Consider the following 14,586-nt stretch of genomic DNA (forward strand, 5'->3'; position numbering starts at 1 on the left):
ATTATACTGGTCTTTGTCGCTCAACCCAGAGACAGACGCATTGCCGACTATTTCGCCTGGTACTCTAGGGGCACCTCCTCTAGGGTTTGGCTGGTGCCGGCGAAGGGGTTATCTGGAGTTAAAAAGAGCATACAGTGGCATTCCTTTCGCTCCCGCATGGGTACACAGGGGCAGTTCCAATAGCCGGCTTTCACTTCCGCCTCTTTGTCTTCATAAAAACGACAGGGGCAGAGCGGAGCGCCCAATTGCTCTTTGTGCAGAGCCAAGCCCTCGATCACCGCTGTCGTAATCGTAGGATCAGAGCAGAAAAAAGTGTCGGTACGTTTGGCGTAGGTTTCTGCGAAATGCCGCATCACCTCAAAAGTCTTCTGGGAGGCCTTGTTGTAACCACGACTTTCCATGACGATTCTCGGAAGGGAACTGACCGGCTGTTGCTGGTAATGAGGCTCACAGCTTCTTCCGGCCACACTTTCTGAAGTTAATACAGATGTGCGTATGCCGGGATCCTGCTGATTCTACAGACCTCCCCCGAAGTCGGACAAAGCTGTATCTTGCTCTTCGTTGTACTGCAGACTTTTAGAGAAGACAAACAGTGACAGCCGTGCTGTTACACAAGGCAACATTGTTTGGACTTGGCAAGACCCCGCCCTAGGGTACTCTACAGGATCACGCTGACCGGGATCCCTTTTCTCAGGGCACGACCAGCACCGGGCAGGGAGCAAGGTCGATGAGGCGGTGGCTGACGGAGTTGTTCTGCCCCTCGGCAGACAGGCTGAGGCTGCGGGATCCCATCACGATCAGGCTGATCTCCAGCTCGTCCGCCACGTCGCAGATGACGAAGGGTACTTTTCCCTCGCGATACTCGCTCTTGACGCTGTTGATGCCGATTTACTGCAGGCCCAGCTCCGTCTGTTTGGGCAGGTTCTGAATGTTCTGCCGGGCTTGTTCTGCTCGCTCCGCGTCAAGCTCCATGTTGTCCAGTACCGAGAGCAAGTACACCCGACTTTTGCAGCGCTGCGCTAGGTCTGCCACCAAGGGCAAGGCGTGGCTGGTCTCGCGCGAGTTGTCGATGGGAAAGAGCAGCTTGTCGAACCTAGTCGCGGATCCCCCGCTTAAGCCCGGCTCGACCCCTCCCATTTTACTTCTAGCGGGGAGCCGGGTGGACGCCGTCTCTCTGGGGGCGCTGTGGGCGGCGATGAGATCCCTATGGCATGAGAGCTCTTTCTGTCTGTTTGGAGGGTTAGAGCCACCAGCAATCTGCGGGGGTTGGGGGTTGCTGACAAAACTCGCAGTTGAGCTAAGGACAAAGGCCAGTCTTTCAGGCAAGGCTGGTCTGCAATTGCTGCAGCTTTTGCCAGAAATCCATGATTTTCAAGTTGACCAAACTTGGAAAAGAATAGTGAAAAAAGTGTCGCCCCCCAGGACAAAACCACATTTGATCCCCTGGCTTTAAGTAGTTTCCCCACTGCTCCAGCGAAGCAGGATCCACAATGGGATCATCCTCGCTGGCGCAAACCAACATCGGCACCGGCACTTTCTGGGCTGGAATCGCTACCACCTGAAATAGGGAATGAGGTATGGGGGAAGTGTCTAAATCTTTAGCCAGGGCGCGGGAGAGTGAGCGCGCTCGCCACTGTTCTGAAGCTGGCAGAAGGCTCTGAGCTATACGCACCAGGAGCTGTTCTCGGCTACAGCAAAACATTTTTCGTTGCACGTAGAAATGGGCATGCCAGGTGGCGGCAGGCTGACTGCCTACAGCCAGCAGGGTTAGAGACCGTATCCGCTGGGGGTAATAGTAGGCAAAAAGATAGGCAACCACCCCGCTCAAGCCGTGGCCGATGAGATGTACCGGTCGATCCCAAGCTTTTAGGTATTCGTATAGCAGCGTCACGACTGTCTCCAAACTACAGGGCTCATCCTGGGTTTGGTGATACTCCCAGTAGGCTACACGGAAACATTTTCCCAGGGATCCCAACAGAGGCCGATCGAAAAGCTTTAGACTGGGAGAAACGCCCAAATAAAGTGCTTCAAAAGAAGGCGCAGAAGCGGAACCTAAGCTCATTTTAGCCATCTCATTTCGACGGTCGAAAGATTAAAGTTGCTGGCTGACAAAAGCTTCATAAAAAAGGGTTATCGGATCCAGAAGCCGGCAGGCAAAAGGTAGAGCCAGATCTCGACAGAGAGGAGGGGATGAGGATCTCCCCTCCCTGCTTTGAGAAGCCTCAACCCTCCTTTACAGCCCCGGCAAAATCTGGGCTACCACATCGCCGCTGCCCAGGAGCATGTAGGCAAACAGGGCACCGCCAACGCCGCCCACCAGAAACCCTCCGGCCAACTGGCTCCAACCGGCGCGGGTGCGCAAGTTTTCCGGCAAATCCTCAGAGCCTGCCGGCACGCGCACCGGCTGAGGGGATCCCTGCGATTCGGCCATCAGTTGCACGCCCGGCGTCGGATAGGCCACCTCGCCGTAGGGGGTATTGACCACTGCCACCAGCCGCGAGCGAGGAAAGGACACCCGTCCGTAAATGGAGAGACAAACCGTCAGGATCAGCACCAGGCCGATGGTCGCCAGCGTCCCTGCCGTCAGGGCCTGCTCCGAATTCCGCAGCGGACTCAACTTGTAAAACGGCCCCACCAGGAAGTACCCATGAGCCATGCCGATCTCCAAGCCGCGCAAAAAAGGAGAGAGGCCCTCCCGGTAGATGGGCAGGTTTTGCAGCAGCAGCAGGGTGAGATCGCCCCGGTTTACCGGCGTGTCCAAGTTGCCCACCTGCGGATCTGTGGCTCGCACCCAGCCCCCGTGCTGGAAGTCAAAGCCGCTGGCTGCCGCCCGCGCCCGGATGGCATGCCAGATGTGCCCCGCCAAAAACAGGATCCCCAAGACAAAGTGGGCTGTGGCCAACCAGGTGCGGCTGCTCACCACACCCATCTCGTCGGCAGCCAGCCCCAGCGGCCCGTAGAAAGCCACCGGATAGGCGATCTCGTTGACGCTGACAAAATAGGCCGCCAAGATGCCCATGTAGGCCAGGGCCCCCAGGCTGTAGGAGAGGTAGGCTTCGCCCGAGTAGATCAGCACCTGCTTGGCCCAGGCAAAGGGCCGTGTGGCTATGTGCCACCATCCCCCCAGCACACAGAGCAGGCCGACATAGATGTGCCCTCCCACCAGATCTTCCAGATTGTTCACGGCGGCCATGCCCTGCTGGCCCATGAGCGGCGTCAGGTAGGCAAAGATCCGCAGCGGATTGAGGGTGGGATCCGTAACTACGCGCACGCGGCCCAGTTGAGCATCGTACAGCCCTCCCCAGAAGAGCGCTTTGGCCACCAGCAACCAGGCCCCCAGCCCCAGCAGCAGCAGGTGGATCCCCAGGATGGTGGTCATCTTGTCGTCGTCTTCCCAGTCGTAGCCGAAAAACTCGGCAAAGGTTTCTCCCTTGGCCAGCACCTCCGGCCCCAAAAGGGCGTGGAAGATCCCTCCTGCCCCCAGCACCGCCGAGGCAATCAGGTGCAGAACGCCCACCACAAAAAAGGGATAGGGATCCGTGGCCACCCCCTCTGCATTCACGCCGATGCCCAACGTGGCCAAATGGGGCAGCAAGATCAGCCCCTGGCTGCCCATGGGCTGAGCCGGATCCCAGTGGGCCACCTCAAACAAAGTCATGCCGCCGGCCCACAGCATGATCAACCCCGCATGGGCCACGTGGGCCCCCAGCAGCTTTCCGGACAGATTCACCAAGCGAGCATTGCCCGCCAGCCAGCTCACCTGAGGGGATCCCTCAGCAGAGGTAGGCGATGAAGATAGAACTGCGCCAGTCATGACAAACTCCCACAGTATCCACAACAAGCTAAGAAGCCGAGTTTGAGATTACAGATTGAAGAGTGTTTTGAGTTTGGCCGTCCACTCTTTAATTCGTTTTTCCGTCAGCTCCGGCTGATTGTCTTCATCCAGAGCAAGGCCGACAAACTCGCCGTTAACCACTCCCTTGGACTCATTGAACTCGTAGCCTTCTGTAGGCCAGAAGCCGACGTTTTTTCCGCCGCGCTCGGCAATTTTTTGGGCCAGGATCCCCATGGCATCTTGAAAGTTGTCGGGATAGCCCAACTGATCCCCAACTCCAAAATAGGCTACCGTCTTACCGGAAAAATCGATTTCATCCAAATAGGGGAAAAACCCATTCCAATCGGCCTGCAGCTCCCCGATATTCCAAGTTGGACAGCCGATGATTAAGTAGTCGTACCTATCAAAGTCCTCAACCGTGGCCTCGGCAATGTTGATCAAATCTACATTGTCTTCGCCCAGCTCTTTTTGGATCATCTCAGCGGCTCTCTCGGTATTTCCGGTTTGAGTGCCGAAAAATAGACCTACTTTTGCCATTGCTCCTACCTCGAAACTGCAAGTGCAAAGCTCAAAATCAGATGGCTAGATTGCCGTTAGGCCTGCTGCGCTGCAAGTTCTACTCTGCCGGTACGGAAATTGAACCCTCGCGCTTTCAGGGCATGGAACAGGTGGCCCTGAAGGAAGAAAAAGGCCAGCCAAAAATGGGCATTGGCCAGCCAAACCCTAGATGTGAGAGCTCCCCCTTGCTCAAAGAAGGGATAGCGATCCAAGCCCACCTGCAGCAGCGGCCCATAGAAAACTTCGGGATAGACCACTGGGTTAACGGCAACGAAATAGGCGGCAATAAATCCCATCAAGGCCAAAGCTCCCAAGCTGTAGGAAAGATAAGCTTCCCCAGACCAGATAAAAATCCGTTCTGCCCAGGCAAAAGGCTTGGTCGCGATATGCCAAACCCCACCTGCCACCAGGAGCAAGCCCAGCCAGAGGTGGCCGCCCACCACGTCTTCTAAAGTGTCCACCCCGGCGATCCAGTGGCGCCCTTCTATGCCCAACAGGTGGCCAAAGGGGTTCCAGTTGGGAGACACCAGGCGCACCTCTCCTGCCACCGGGTCGAACAAGCCGCCAAACACCACTGCCTTGAGCACCAAAAGCCAGGCTCCCAATCCCAGCAGCACCAGGTGGATCCCTAGGATGGTGGTCATCTTGTTTTTGTCTTGCCAGTCGTAGCTAAACAGGGGAAAGGCTTTGGGATCCAGCACCGCCGGCCCGCGCAGGGCATGAAAAATGCCGCCAAACCCCAAAAAGGCAGAGCTGATGAGGTGGATTGCTCCCACCGCAAAGTAGATATCCGTATCCAGGACTTCCCCGCCGGATCCCACCCCCAGCCCCAAGCTGGCCAGGTGGGGCAAGAGAATCAGCCCCTGCTCATACATCGGTCGGCTGGGGTCAAACTTGGCCAACTCGATCAGGGTCATCGCCCCTGCCCAGAGAACGATCAGCCCGGCATGGGCCACATGCGCCCCCAGCAGCCGGCCAGAAAGATCGGTCAAACGGGCGTTGCCCGCCCACCACGGGATCTGTTGTTGCGAGCTAGATCCCCCTTCTTGCTTGAGTGTCGTCGCTGTCATCTCCGCTCCTTTTGCGTTTCTAAACAAGCTTTTCTAGGAAAAGGCCAGAGACCTTGCCCCAGGCCCGCCTCTGGCCGCACGGACACATCCTTTCGAGACACGTAACCAACTGTTGAGAGTAAATCTCAACAGCGAGCTGTGACCTACTCTAGGCTTCTTGCAAACAAATATCAATGTCTTTAGAGTTAAGTTTTGTTAAGAGTCGGACTTGTATCCGCCCATAGCCCCACCTGGGGAAGCTGCAGATGGAAGCTGGCCCGCAGAGGGACGAGCCGGGCGATCCGGTGGCAGCCGGTGATAAAAATCTCTCCCTTCTTAAGATTGAGTCGCAATAGCTGGATTACAATCAAGCCAAAGTTGGCCAAGTCGAGGGCAAAGGAGTCGGAGGAGATGTCGAGGTATCTGAAGCTGTGGACGGGGATAGGGCTTTATGTTCTGGTCAGCGGGGCCGCTTGCGGGGAAACCCAAAAGGATCCCTCGGCTGCGGGCGGCGGGGATCCACCGGCCCTGAGCCAGGCTTCGCCTCAGCAGGCAGCTCAAATGAACCCGGAGTGTCGGCCTATCCCGGTGGATGGCGGCGGCGAGGGTGGGGAAGAAGGGGCAGGCTCTGGCCGGCCAGCCGTTGTGCTCTCTCCTGAGCAGCGGTTTCAGGATCGGCAGATTTTGCTCGACTTTGCCGATCAGGTGGTGATCCCTGCCTATGAGCAGTTGGTCGCCGATACCCAGGCCCTGTCTCAGGCCATCCAGGCCTTCGTGCAAGATCCCAATGCCCAGACTTTGCAAGCGGCTCGCCAGGCTTGGTCTGTTGCCCGCATCACTTGGGAGGAGAGCGAGGCTTTTGCCTTTGGGCCGGCGGCTTATTTGGGGCTGGATGCGGATTTGGACGAATGGCCCCTGAACGAGGTGGAGGTGCTGGAAGTTCTCAACAGCGGCGATCCCCTCACTCCAGAGACCGTGGCCGAGTTGGAAAGCGGGCAAAAGGGATTTCATGCCGTGGCCTTCTTGCTCTTTGGCGTGGATAACAACAAGTCTTTGCAAGACTTTACCGAGCGGGATCGGGAGTACTTGGCTGCCCTTGGCCCAGTTTTGGCGGATACGGCGGCAAAGCTGCTCAAAAGCTGGACAGAGGGAGTGCAAGGGCTGCCTGCTTTTCGCGAAGAATGGGTAAAAGCCGGCGAGGGCAGCAAGAGTTATCTCACGCTGCAAGCTGCTGCTGAAGAAATAGCCCAAGGTATTCTCGGCATGTTGGACGAGCTGGGCAAGGTCAAAATTGGCGAAGCCTTCGCCCAGCAAAATCCTTTTCTGCTGGAAAGTCGCTTTGCCCACCATTCGCTGCCGGAGTTCCAGGCCAATGTGCGCAGCGTTCAGTATGCTTACTTGGGCGGATTTAGAGATAGAAAAGGTCGTGGCCTGAGCCAATTTGTCCGGGACATCAATCCCAATTTGGATAGTCAAATTCAGTCGGAGTTACAAGCAGCGGCGGCGGCTCTCCAGGGGATCCCTGCCCCTATCGAAAAAAGCCTTTGCGATGCCAATGCCCGTGGATCTATTACTGCCGCTATGGAAAAAATTGAAGACGCTTTCGACAGCTTTGCTCAGGAAGTTGTGCCGCTCCTGCAGTAGTAAGAAAGTCCCAAAAGAGCTGAGTTGCCGATATTTTGATAGCCGATGCGTCGTCTTCTCCAGATTTTCATGCTGGGATTGGCCTCTCTTTGGGCGGCGAGCTTTCTGGCTTTCCCCGCTGCCCCAGAGGGATCCCAGCCATTGCCCCCTCGAGCGGGTGGCGAAACAACCCTTTGGAACCGCACCTCAACAGCCTACGAGCAGCCGGCTCCCAACTTGGATCCCCGCTGGGCCAGGCTGCATGCTCTGGGGGACATTGCCTTTGAGGCCAGCTTCGTAACGGCTCCAGCACCCGTTAACCCCGGCTTGGGGCCTTTGTTCAACAACAACTCTTGTGCCGGCTGCCATGTCAAAAATGGCCGTGGTCAATCTGAGAAAGGACAGCGGGTGGTTAGGGTCAGCCAAGCTAGCCTCTCTCAGGTGGATACGGTTGCTGCTCCCAAACCCTCTGGATGGGAAGCCATTGCTGATACATTCACGCTGAACTCTCCTGAACATGGTTCAGGAAAGAAGCGATCGCATCCTGCCTATCTCTGAGCAGGAAGGCGGTATCCCGCAAAGCCCTGAGGAATACCCCCCGAGCGCTTTCCCCCTTCACTTCCCGGCAACCGTTGCGGTGGACTCAAGGATCAGGGGGAAACTTGGTCTACTATATCCCTCTCAATGACTTTTGCCAAACCGCCTAAAGCTCAGTAAATTCAGCAAAGTTCAGGGTTTTGGGGGTTAGAGGCATGCTCCTTACAGCAATACCCTTCCTGTGCCCGGCATCGGCACGCAAGTTCAAGAAAAGGCCGTTCGGGGCTATCGGCCAGAGGCCAAGGTGGAGTTGCAGTGGGTGGAACAGGCCGGACAGTACGCCGATGGAATCCCCTACAGGCTTCGTTCCCCTGTTGTGAAGCTGCTAACTCTGGAGGGATCGCCCATCGATCCTGTCCTCATCTCCCTGCGGATCCCCCAGCCGGTGTTTGGAGCGGGCCTACTGGAGGCCGTTCCCGCTTCTAGGATCCTGGCAGCAGCCGATCCTGACGACGCCGATGGGGATGGCATCTCTGGCCGCCCCAACTTGGTTTGGGATCAAGAGCAGCAGCGTCTGGTGCTGGGACGGTTTGGTTGGAAAGCCAATACCCCCAACCTCAGGCAACAAACTGCGGCCGCCTACGCCAACGACATGGGTGTCACGAATCCTCTTTTTCCGGCCGCGGATGGCAGCCAAGATATCGACGAGGCCACTCTCCAAGCGACAACCGTTTACGTGCAAACCCTGGCCGTGCCTGGCCGCGCCCTTTGGCAGGATCCCCAAGTTCAGCGAGGGGAAAAGCTCTTCGTCCAAGCCCAATGCGCCAAGTGTCACCGACCAGAGCTACAAACCGGCATTCATGAGATCCCTGCCCTGGCCAACCAAGTCATCCACCCCTACACCGATTTGCTGTTGCATGACATGGGCGAAGGACTAGCAGATGGCCGCGCTGACTTCGAGGCCACGGGCCGAGAATGGCGCACCCCCCCTTTGTGGGGCATCGGCTTGTCGCAGACAGTTCTGCCCTCCTCCGGCTATTTGCACGATGGCCGCGCCCGCAGCCTCGAGGAGGCCATTCTCTGGCATGGGGGAGAAGCTGAACGCTCCCGCGAGATCTTTAAAAATATGGCTGCTGAAGACAGAGAAGCCCTGCTCTATTTTCTTCGATCCCTCTAGAGCTCTGCCCATTTCCGCAGCAGGTTCGCGTAAACTTTGGAGATCAAATCAAAGTGGCGTGTCTTGCCCGATTCCTGAAACATCTGCTGCCGCACAGTCTGTAAATCAAAGAGGATCTCGCGTTCTTGCGGATCCCTAATTAGGCTTTGAACCCAACTGACGGCAGCATAGCGGATCCCACGGGTTACAGGCTCAACTCGGTGCAAGGTGGAAGCAGGATAGAGGATCAAAGCACCCGCCGGCAGCTTGTAGGCTTGCTCCCCCTCGCTACTCTCGATCTTCAGCTCACCGCCATCATAGTCTTCAGGGGCACTTAGAAATAGCGTAAAGGAAATATCCGTGCGCATCAGCTGATGCCGATCGAGCATCAGCGCATCGTCGGTATGAGTGCCATAGGACATTCCCGCTTCGTAGCAGCTAATTAAAATGGAATGAATGAGCTTGGGCCGGGCAGCCATCTGGAACAACAAATTACGCTCTAGAGCTGCCAAGATAATCTCCTCTATCTTCCGTTGCTGAAGGGATCCCTTTGGCATTTGCCTATTGTTTTTGACAAGCCTGGCATTCCAGCCTGCCGTCAGAGCACCATCCACAAATTCAGCATCGGCTATGAGGGACAGAATCTGTTGCAATTCTGCTAAACTAAGAACATCGCCAATACACAAGATCATTATCAACCTCTAAAAAGCAAAATACATGACACCTTCTACACTAGCAAAACAAGCCTTATGAAAATCATGCCTACTTCGAGCATCCCTCGGAAACCTTAAGCATCTAGCAGAGAAAGTAGAGATCTTTTGCCCTATGCAGCCACCTTCTGGTATTCGACAAAAAGAGCTCTGCGAGCTATTGGGCTTAGACTACAAGGCTGTTGCCACCGAGGCAAAGCGTCTGGGCTTGAGCACACATGCCTATCTGCAACAGAAAACAGGTTGGATCCTGAAGGATGAACTCTATTATCCGCCCGGCACTACCTTTGACAAGTCAGCAGATGGCGAGTCAGTAGGATCGTCCCCTACCCCCTCAGAGGATTTGTCCTCTAGCAGCAAAATCAATTCCAGAAAAAGGAAAGACATCCTCTCACTGCTGTTGTTGCTTGTTGTCCTGTTAGCTGCCATCTTGCTGGCCCGTCGCTTAGATCCAGAGGCAACTCGAGAATTTATAGCAAAACTAGGCCCCTGGGCACCCCTTGCCCTGATTGGATTACGCTCCCTGAGTATTATTATTCCTGCCATACCCAGCACCCTTTACTCCATCTTGGCAGGAGCCCTCTTTGGATTTGGATCGGGAATCCTTTACATTGCAATTGCTGATTTTATCTCTTGTACACTTAACTTCTACCTAGCCAGAAAGTTTGGTAGAGACCTAGTACAGCGAGTAGTTGGGCGACAATGGATGTACAAAGTCGATGCCCTTTCAGCTAACTATCTGGAAAACAATATTTTTCTTACAGCTGGTTTTTTAATGACGGGCCTATTCGACTTTGTCGCCTACGCCGCCGGCCTAACCCAAATAAAATGGCAGAACTTTCTTCTCGCCCTAGCTTTGGGCATTGCCGTCTCTACACCCCCAGTAGTGGCTCTGGGGGCAGGGATCCTAGAGCAGGGAAGGTGGCTGCTGGGCTTTGCTTTGCTGGGAATGTTTGCTTTGGCGATGTTAAGCGGCTGGCTGAGTAAAAGGCGGCGTTCTTAACTTGCCTTTGATAAAGTCAGAACAAAAGCAAGGTCAGCAGTGGCTTCTAACTCATGGGGAACATTTGCCGAAATTAAGACAAATATGCCCGGAGATAGAGAGATCTTCTCACCTGCAAGGGTTAAGACTCCAGTTCCTTCAATGACGTGGAGAGTAGCGTCCCTTGTGGAGGTATGCTCGGAAATACTTGTGCCTCCCGCCATACAGAAAAGAGTATGTTGGCAGACTTCACTTTTCCAAATGATCTTGCTGAGAACTCCTTCCACAGAATAAGCAATGTGATCTTTGAGCTGCAAAAAAGGTGACTCAGGGGAGACAAGAGACATCATTAAGCCTCCTTCTTGGCAATCAGTATGATGTAGCCTAGGTTATTTCGATATCGGCTAAAGATTTGCTTCATAGATAAGATCCGCTGCCGGATTACAGGACGTGTAAGCACATTCCACACCATAGTTAAGAGCGTCGGCAATCCTTCCTCTGTAGCAATAGCAACGGGATTGAGCAAAGTTAAGGGGCCGGTGGCATACTGGACAACCGTAAGATTTGCTTGCTGAACAGTTGCAAGCCAGCTGTCAGTAGATAAAGGATTGGCATTGACATGGATTACGGAGGATAACTCCTTGCGGATAGCGTCGCTGTTGGATCCCTCAACTCGCAGCTCATGGCTGAGGAACTTACCCCCTGGCTTGAGGCAATTGTAAATCCCTGACAAAATCTTAGATTTTCCTGCATCGGACTGCATTGTTAAAATAGCTTCCGCCAAGACATAGTCAAATTTCTGATCGATTTGATCTAGGTGAAAGATATCGCCCTCGAGGATCTCAACTTGGCCGGCTAGCCCTGCTGCAGAAACATTAGCGCGAGTGCGAGCAATGTTATCTGGATTTTTCTCAATGCCGGTAACATGTATGCCATAGCGCTTTGCCAATCGAATAGCCGTGTAGCCAAGGCCTGAGGCAAGTTCCAGCACAGTTTCTCCTCGACGGAACTCGGCAAACTTGAAGAGCCGTTCGGTAGCGCCAAAGCCCCCCGGTCGAAGTGCCTTTTTACCTGCCGCAGCCAGTACCTGGTGTCCAGGTGCATTTTTTAAGTCCAGCTTAGACATAGGTAACTCCAAAGCTTTGCAAAATTGGGAAATATAGCATGGAGCAGATAGTGAAGACTTCTTTACTACTGATCAATCCATCCTCCTTCCGAAGTTGGTTTGCTAAGTGCTGCTATTGTACCCCTTGAGCCCTTAACAGGCTGTACCCTGTGGCCATCTGTTTTGAGCTTGGCTGTGAGCACCTCATCACCTTCTATAATGAGAGATGCCCACAGCCGCAAAGAAAAACTTATTTTTCTCAGCTATTCGAAAAATCGAATATTAGAGAAGAGGAAAAGTTGAGGGGATGAACTTTTTTGGCCATCCTGCTCTTCCCAAATTCTTCTCTCAACCAGAATCCAATACCGACCTATTTTTTGATAACGATCTTCGTAGATCATCTTTGCTTGAGTTTTTTCTCCAGTTCCTGGGCTACAATACTCAGCAGTGTAGTGAGTGGGTAGGTAGCCCTCACCTGTATCGTAAAACTCTTGAACTGAGACTGTAATTGTCCGATTGGCAAGATGGCGATGTACCATTTGAATGTGCTTGCCCTGAACCCAGTACCTATCGGTAGAAGATAAGCCCGAAACAAGAACTTCAGTGATGTCTGAATTTTGTGGCTCTCCATAGGCAAAGGTGTGGCCACCGTGTTCCTCGTCGAAGGAATGACGAACGCGATGCACCATGACTTCCCACATCTGTTCCCGTATTTTCTGGCGGATCTCCTCGTCCTCGACGCCGGCAACATCGATCTTCATGTTGCGGTCAATACTCACAACTCCTGAGAAGGAGAGGCTGCTGTCACCTTCTTTGGGAAAGTAGGTTATCTCAGCTCGGTAGCCAGGAAAGTCTTTGTCCCAGGTGTAGCGATTCTCAAAAGCCTCCTTGAATAGCTCTCGGGCCGGAGCTTGCTGTGCTGCCATAATCTCCTCCTTAATGAGAAGTTTTACTATTTAAATCCTAGTAGAGGCTGATGGCTGGCCTTGGGATTTTAAGGTTTCCTTATGACTGGCCACCCGCTCAGCTCTCTTGTTCTCGAAGTTTCTCGAAGTTCTTGGCGGTTACCGATGGGCAGGAAGGCGGAACCTCAATCCTTCACTTGGCCTGAGGGGAGCCTTGAAGTTAATGAAAACCATTGGCAAGGCGCTGTCCACTGGCAACAGAGGGAGAGAGCTAAGCTAAAGCTCGGCGCTGTTGGCCTTTTGGCGACAAGCTGGCAGGAAGAGAGTCTGCTTTCTCAACTCACTCCATGTCCAAAATCCAACCCCTGAACCCAGAGCGGATCGCCCAGATGGCCGCGGGAGAGGTGATCGACTCGCTGGGGGCTGCTCTGCGAGAATTGCTGGAAAATGCCCTCGATGCTCAGGCCACCCGCATTCAGGTGGAGATCTGGCCCAGCCGCTGGCAGGTGCGGGTGGCCGATAACGGCCAAGGGATCCCCGCTTCGGAGCTGGAGCAGGTGGCCCGTCGCCACACCACCAGCAAGTTGGACGGTTGCAGCCTGGGGTTTCGGGGCGAAGCCTTGCACAGCCTGGCCCGGCTGGGATCCCTGACCATTCAGACCCGCCACGCTGACGATGCCCACGGCTGGCTGGCCACCTACGACCGCCAAGGGGAGCTGGCCCACCAGCAGCCGGCAGCCACTGCCTTGGGAACGGTGGTGACGGTGGCGGATTTGTTTGCCGATTGGCCCTTGCGCCGCTGCTCCCTGCCCCAGACTCGCCCGCTCTTGACGCTGGTGCAGAATGCGGCCTTGGCCCATCCTTGGGTCAGTTGGCAGGTGCGCCAGGAGGGGCAACTGTTGCTCAGCCTGTGGCCAGGCCAGTCTCTGCAAGATCTGCTGCTACAAGTGTTGCCGCAGGTGGATCTTTCGGATCTGCGCTATCAGCGGATCCAGGAGGGGGATAGCGATTGGGAAGTGGTGCTGGGCCTGCCGGATCGCCTGCATCGCCCCCGCCCCGATTGGATCCGCGTGGCCGTCAACGGGCGCTTTGTGCAGATGCCGGAGTGGCAACGGCTGATCCAGTCAGTCTTTCAGCACACCTTGCCTCGCCACCGCTACCCGCTGGTGGTGGTGCATCTGCGCTTGCCACCTGAGCAGGTGGACTGGAATCGCCATCCTGCTAAGAGTGAGCTCTATCTACAGGATCCGGAGATCCGACAGGAGCAATTGCGCCAGCACTTGCACGCTCTTCTGCAATCGGGATCGGAGCAAGCCAGCCGCCGCTCGCTGCATCTCATCCGGGCTAGCGAGGCCAAGTCGGTCTACAGGGTTACCTCAAGTCCCAAAAGCCCAGATCCAGCTCCCTCTGGCCAGCCGTCTACCCCCCTACCTCCTCTAAAGGCCCTAGCCCAGCTCTACCGCACCTACATCCTGGCGGAGCACCCTCAGGGGCTGTGGCTGGTGGAACAGCACCTGGCCCACGAGCGGGTGCGCTACGAGTACATCCAACGGCATTGGCAGCCGGTGGAGCTGCAGATGCCGGTCATGCTGGAGGGATTATCCTCCCAAGCGGTGGAGCAGTTGGAGCAGTTGGGCCTGGAGCCGGAGCCTTTTGGCCCCAACACCTATCTGATGCGCCGCCTGCCGCTGGCCTTGTGGTCGGAAGATCCGGAGGAGGTGCAGGGATCCCTCCGAGAATTGAGCCGCTGCGCTGACCTGGAAGCGGCCCAGGTGGCGGTGGCCTGTCGTGGCGCCCTGCGCAACGGGATCCCCCTGACCCTGGAGCAGATGCAACAGTTGCTGGAAGCCTGGCAGCGCACCGCCAATCCCCACACCTGTCCCCATGGCCGGCCAGTGTATCTGGCTCTGGCCGAAAAAGATCTGGCCCGCTACTTTCGTCGCCGCTGGGGGATCTGCGACCGGCCCATCTCTGACCCCAAGCTGGGATCCTGGTGGGAGCTGGAGCCGCTGGGGGATAGGTTTGCTGCCCAAGTGCGGCGCTCGAGCAGCGCTTCTGCGCCGGATCCCAAGGACGAGACCCGCTCCGCCCCACTATAATCGGGGGTGTCCAACTGCTGAACCCCC

General features: G+C 55.5%; 13 protein-coding genes and 3 pseudogenes. 6 read left to right on the forward strand and 10 right to left on the reverse strand.

The genetic code is table 11. The annotated features are described in order from the left end of the window. Positions 1-47: 47 nt before the first annotated feature. The 6 genes and pseudogenes from CYA_RS12180 to CYA_RS12205 form a co-directional block, all read right to left on the reverse strand. Positions 48-401, reverse strand: a complete 354-nt coding sequence (locus tag CYA_RS12180) for a ferredoxin-thioredoxin reductase catalytic domain-containing protein (RefSeq protein WP_011431390.1) — start codon at positions 399-401, stop codon at positions 48-50. Between the two features lie 289 nt (positions 402-690). Beyond that, positions 691-1,137: pseudogene (locus tag CYA_RS15765) on the reverse strand (universal stress protein). Between the two features lie 181 nt (positions 1,138-1,318). Next, positions 1,319-1,891 (reverse strand): alpha/beta fold hydrolase, encoded by a 573-nt coding sequence (locus tag CYA_RS12190; RefSeq protein WP_228375351.1) that lies wholly within the window; start codon positions 1,889-1,891, stop codon positions 1,319-1,321. A gap of 342 nt (positions 1,892-2,233) precedes the next feature. Then, complete coding sequence (locus tag CYA_RS15770) at positions 2,234-3,814, reverse strand: chlorophyll a/b binding light-harvesting protein (protein WP_011431392.1); 1,581 nt, start codon at positions 3,812-3,814, stop codon at positions 2,234-2,236. A gap of 48 nt (positions 3,815-3,862) precedes the next feature. After that, positions 3,863-4,372, reverse strand: a complete 510-nt coding sequence (fldA, locus tag CYA_RS12200) for a flavodoxin FldA (protein WP_011431393.1) — start codon at positions 4,370-4,372, stop codon at positions 3,863-3,865. 56 nt (positions 4,373-4,428) lie between these two features. Next, positions 4,429-5,463: a chlorophyll a/b binding light-harvesting protein gene (locus CYA_RS12205; RefSeq protein WP_011431394.1), complete on the reverse strand. Its 1,035-nt coding sequence runs from the start codon at positions 5,461-5,463 to the stop codon at positions 4,429-4,431. Between the two features lie 390 nt (positions 5,464-5,853). Here CYA_RS12205 and CYA_RS12215 point away from each other — a divergent pair, with 390 nt between their 5' ends. The 3 genes and pseudogenes from CYA_RS12215 to CYA_RS12225 all read left to right on the forward strand — a co-directional run. Then, on the forward strand, positions 5,854-7,086 hold the full coding sequence (locus CYA_RS12215) for an imelysin family protein (RefSeq protein WP_011431396.1): 1,233 nt from the start codon (positions 5,854-5,856) through the stop codon (positions 7,084-7,086). 45 nt (positions 7,087-7,131) lie between these two features. Further along, positions 7,132-7,623, forward strand: a complete 492-nt coding sequence (locus CYA_RS12220) for a di-heme oxidoredictase family protein (protein WP_041438617.1) — start codon at positions 7,132-7,134, stop codon at positions 7,621-7,623. A 211-nt stretch (positions 7,624-7,834) separates the two neighbouring features. Beyond that, positions 7,835-8,779 (forward strand): annotated as a pseudogene (locus CYA_RS12225) (di-heme oxidoredictase family protein); the annotation flags it as partial. Here the strand turns inward: CYA_RS12225 and CYA_RS12230 are convergent. After that, entirely contained in the window at positions 8,776-9,450 is a 675-nt protein-coding gene (locus CYA_RS12230; protein WP_011431398.1) for a Fe2+-dependent dioxygenase, read from the reverse strand. The pseudogene CYA_RS12225 and the gene CYA_RS12230 sit on opposite strands and share 4 nt — an antisense overlap. 133 nt (positions 9,451-9,583) lie before the next feature. Between CYA_RS12230 and CYA_RS12235 the strand changes: the two genes are divergently transcribed. Further along, positions 9,584-10,471, forward strand: coding sequence for a TVP38/TMEM64 family protein (locus CYA_RS12235; RefSeq protein ID WP_228375352.1), 888 nt, complete (start codon positions 9,584-9,586; stop codon positions 10,469-10,471). Here CYA_RS12235 and CYA_RS14260 read toward each other — a convergent pair. Together CYA_RS14260 and CYA_RS12240 are read right to left on the reverse strand one after the other, a co-directional pair. Beyond that, positions 10,468-10,800, reverse strand: coding sequence for a cupin domain-containing protein (locus tag CYA_RS14260; RefSeq protein WP_011433845.1), 333 nt, complete (start codon positions 10,798-10,800; stop codon positions 10,468-10,470). The two genes, CYA_RS12235 and CYA_RS14260, sit on opposite strands and share 4 nt — an antisense overlap. Beyond that, positions 10,800-11,576 carry an SAM-dependent methyltransferase gene (locus CYA_RS12240; protein WP_011431400.1) on the reverse strand — a complete coding sequence of 259 codons (777 nt, stop codon included), beginning with the start codon at positions 11,574-11,576 and terminating at the stop codon, positions 10,800-10,802. Before CYA_RS12240 ends, CYA_RS14260 begins: the two co-directional genes overlap by 1 nt. A gap of 11 nt (positions 11,577-11,587) precedes the next feature. Here CYA_RS12240 and CYA_RS14890 point away from each other — a divergent pair. Then, positions 11,588-11,704, forward strand: a pseudogene (locus CYA_RS14890) (IS630 family transposase); the annotation flags it as partial. 114 nt (positions 11,705-11,818) lie between these two features. Here CYA_RS14890 and CYA_RS12245 read toward each other — a convergent pair. Continuing rightward, positions 11,819-12,481, reverse strand: coding sequence for a DUF3386 domain-containing protein (locus CYA_RS12245; RefSeq protein ID WP_011431401.1), 663 nt, complete (start codon positions 12,479-12,481; stop codon positions 11,819-11,821). A 326-nt stretch (positions 12,482-12,807) separates the two neighbouring features. On the opposite strand from CYA_RS12245, the gene mutL reads away from it, so the two are divergent. Next, positions 12,808-14,559 (forward strand): DNA mismatch repair endonuclease MutL, encoded by a 1,752-nt coding sequence (gene mutL, locus CYA_RS12250; protein ID WP_011431402.1) that lies wholly within the window; start codon positions 12,808-12,810, stop codon positions 14,557-14,559. The last annotated feature ends 27 nt before the right edge of the window (positions 14,560-14,586 follow it).

The sequence above is a fragment of the Synechococcus sp. JA-3-3Ab genome (assembly GCF_000013205.1).
Taxonomy (GTDB): domain Bacteria; phylum Cyanobacteriota; class Cyanobacteriia; order Thermostichales; family Thermostichaceae; genus Thermostichus.

What these genes read in the sequence shown, in the direction of transcription:
- CYA_RS12180 (WP_011431390.1), bottom strand. Translation starts at nt 401, where the DNA reads ATGGAAAGTCGTGGTTACAACAAGGCCTCCCAGAAGACTTTTGAGGTG.
- CYA_RS15770 (WP_011431392.1), bottom strand. Translation starts at nt 3,814, where the DNA reads ATGACTGGCGCAGTTCTATCTTCATCGCCTACCTCTGCTGAGGGATCC.
- fldA (WP_011431393.1), bottom strand. Translation starts at nt 4,372, where the DNA reads ATGGCAAAAGTAGGTCTATTTTTCGGCACTCAAACCGGAAATACCGAG.
- CYA_RS12205 (WP_011431394.1), bottom strand. Translation starts at nt 5,463, where the DNA reads ATGACAGCGACGACACTCAAGCAAGAAGGGGGATCTAGCTCGCAACAA.
- CYA_RS12215 (WP_011431396.1), top strand. Translation starts at nt 5,854, where the DNA reads ATGTCGAGGTATCTGAAGCTGTGGACGGGGATAGGGCTTTATGTTCTG.
- CYA_RS12220 (WP_041438617.1), top strand. Translation starts at nt 7,132, where the DNA reads ATGCGTCGTCTTCTCCAGATTTTCATGCTGGGATTGGCCTCTCTTTGG.
- CYA_RS12230 (WP_011431398.1), bottom strand. Translation starts at nt 9,450, where the DNA reads ATGATCTTGTGTATTGGCGATGTTCTTAGTTTAGCAGAATTGCAACAG.
- CYA_RS12235 (WP_228375352.1), top strand. Translation starts at nt 9,584, where the DNA reads ATGCAGCCACCTTCTGGTATTCGACAAAAAGAGCTCTGCGAGCTATTG.
- CYA_RS14260 (WP_011433845.1), bottom strand. Translation starts at nt 10,800, where the DNA reads ATGATGTCTCTTGTCTCCCCTGAGTCACCTTTTTTGCAGCTCAAAGAT.
- CYA_RS12240 (WP_011431400.1), bottom strand. Translation starts at nt 11,576, where the DNA reads ATGTCTAAGCTGGACTTAAAAAATGCACCTGGACACCAGGTACTGGCT.
- CYA_RS12245 (WP_011431401.1), bottom strand. Translation starts at nt 12,481, where the DNA reads ATGGCAGCACAGCAAGCTCCGGCCCGAGAGCTATTCAAGGAGGCTTTT.
- mutL (WP_011431402.1), top strand. Translation starts at nt 12,808, where the DNA reads ATGTCCAAAATCCAACCCCTGAACCCAGAGCGGATCGCCCAGATGGCC.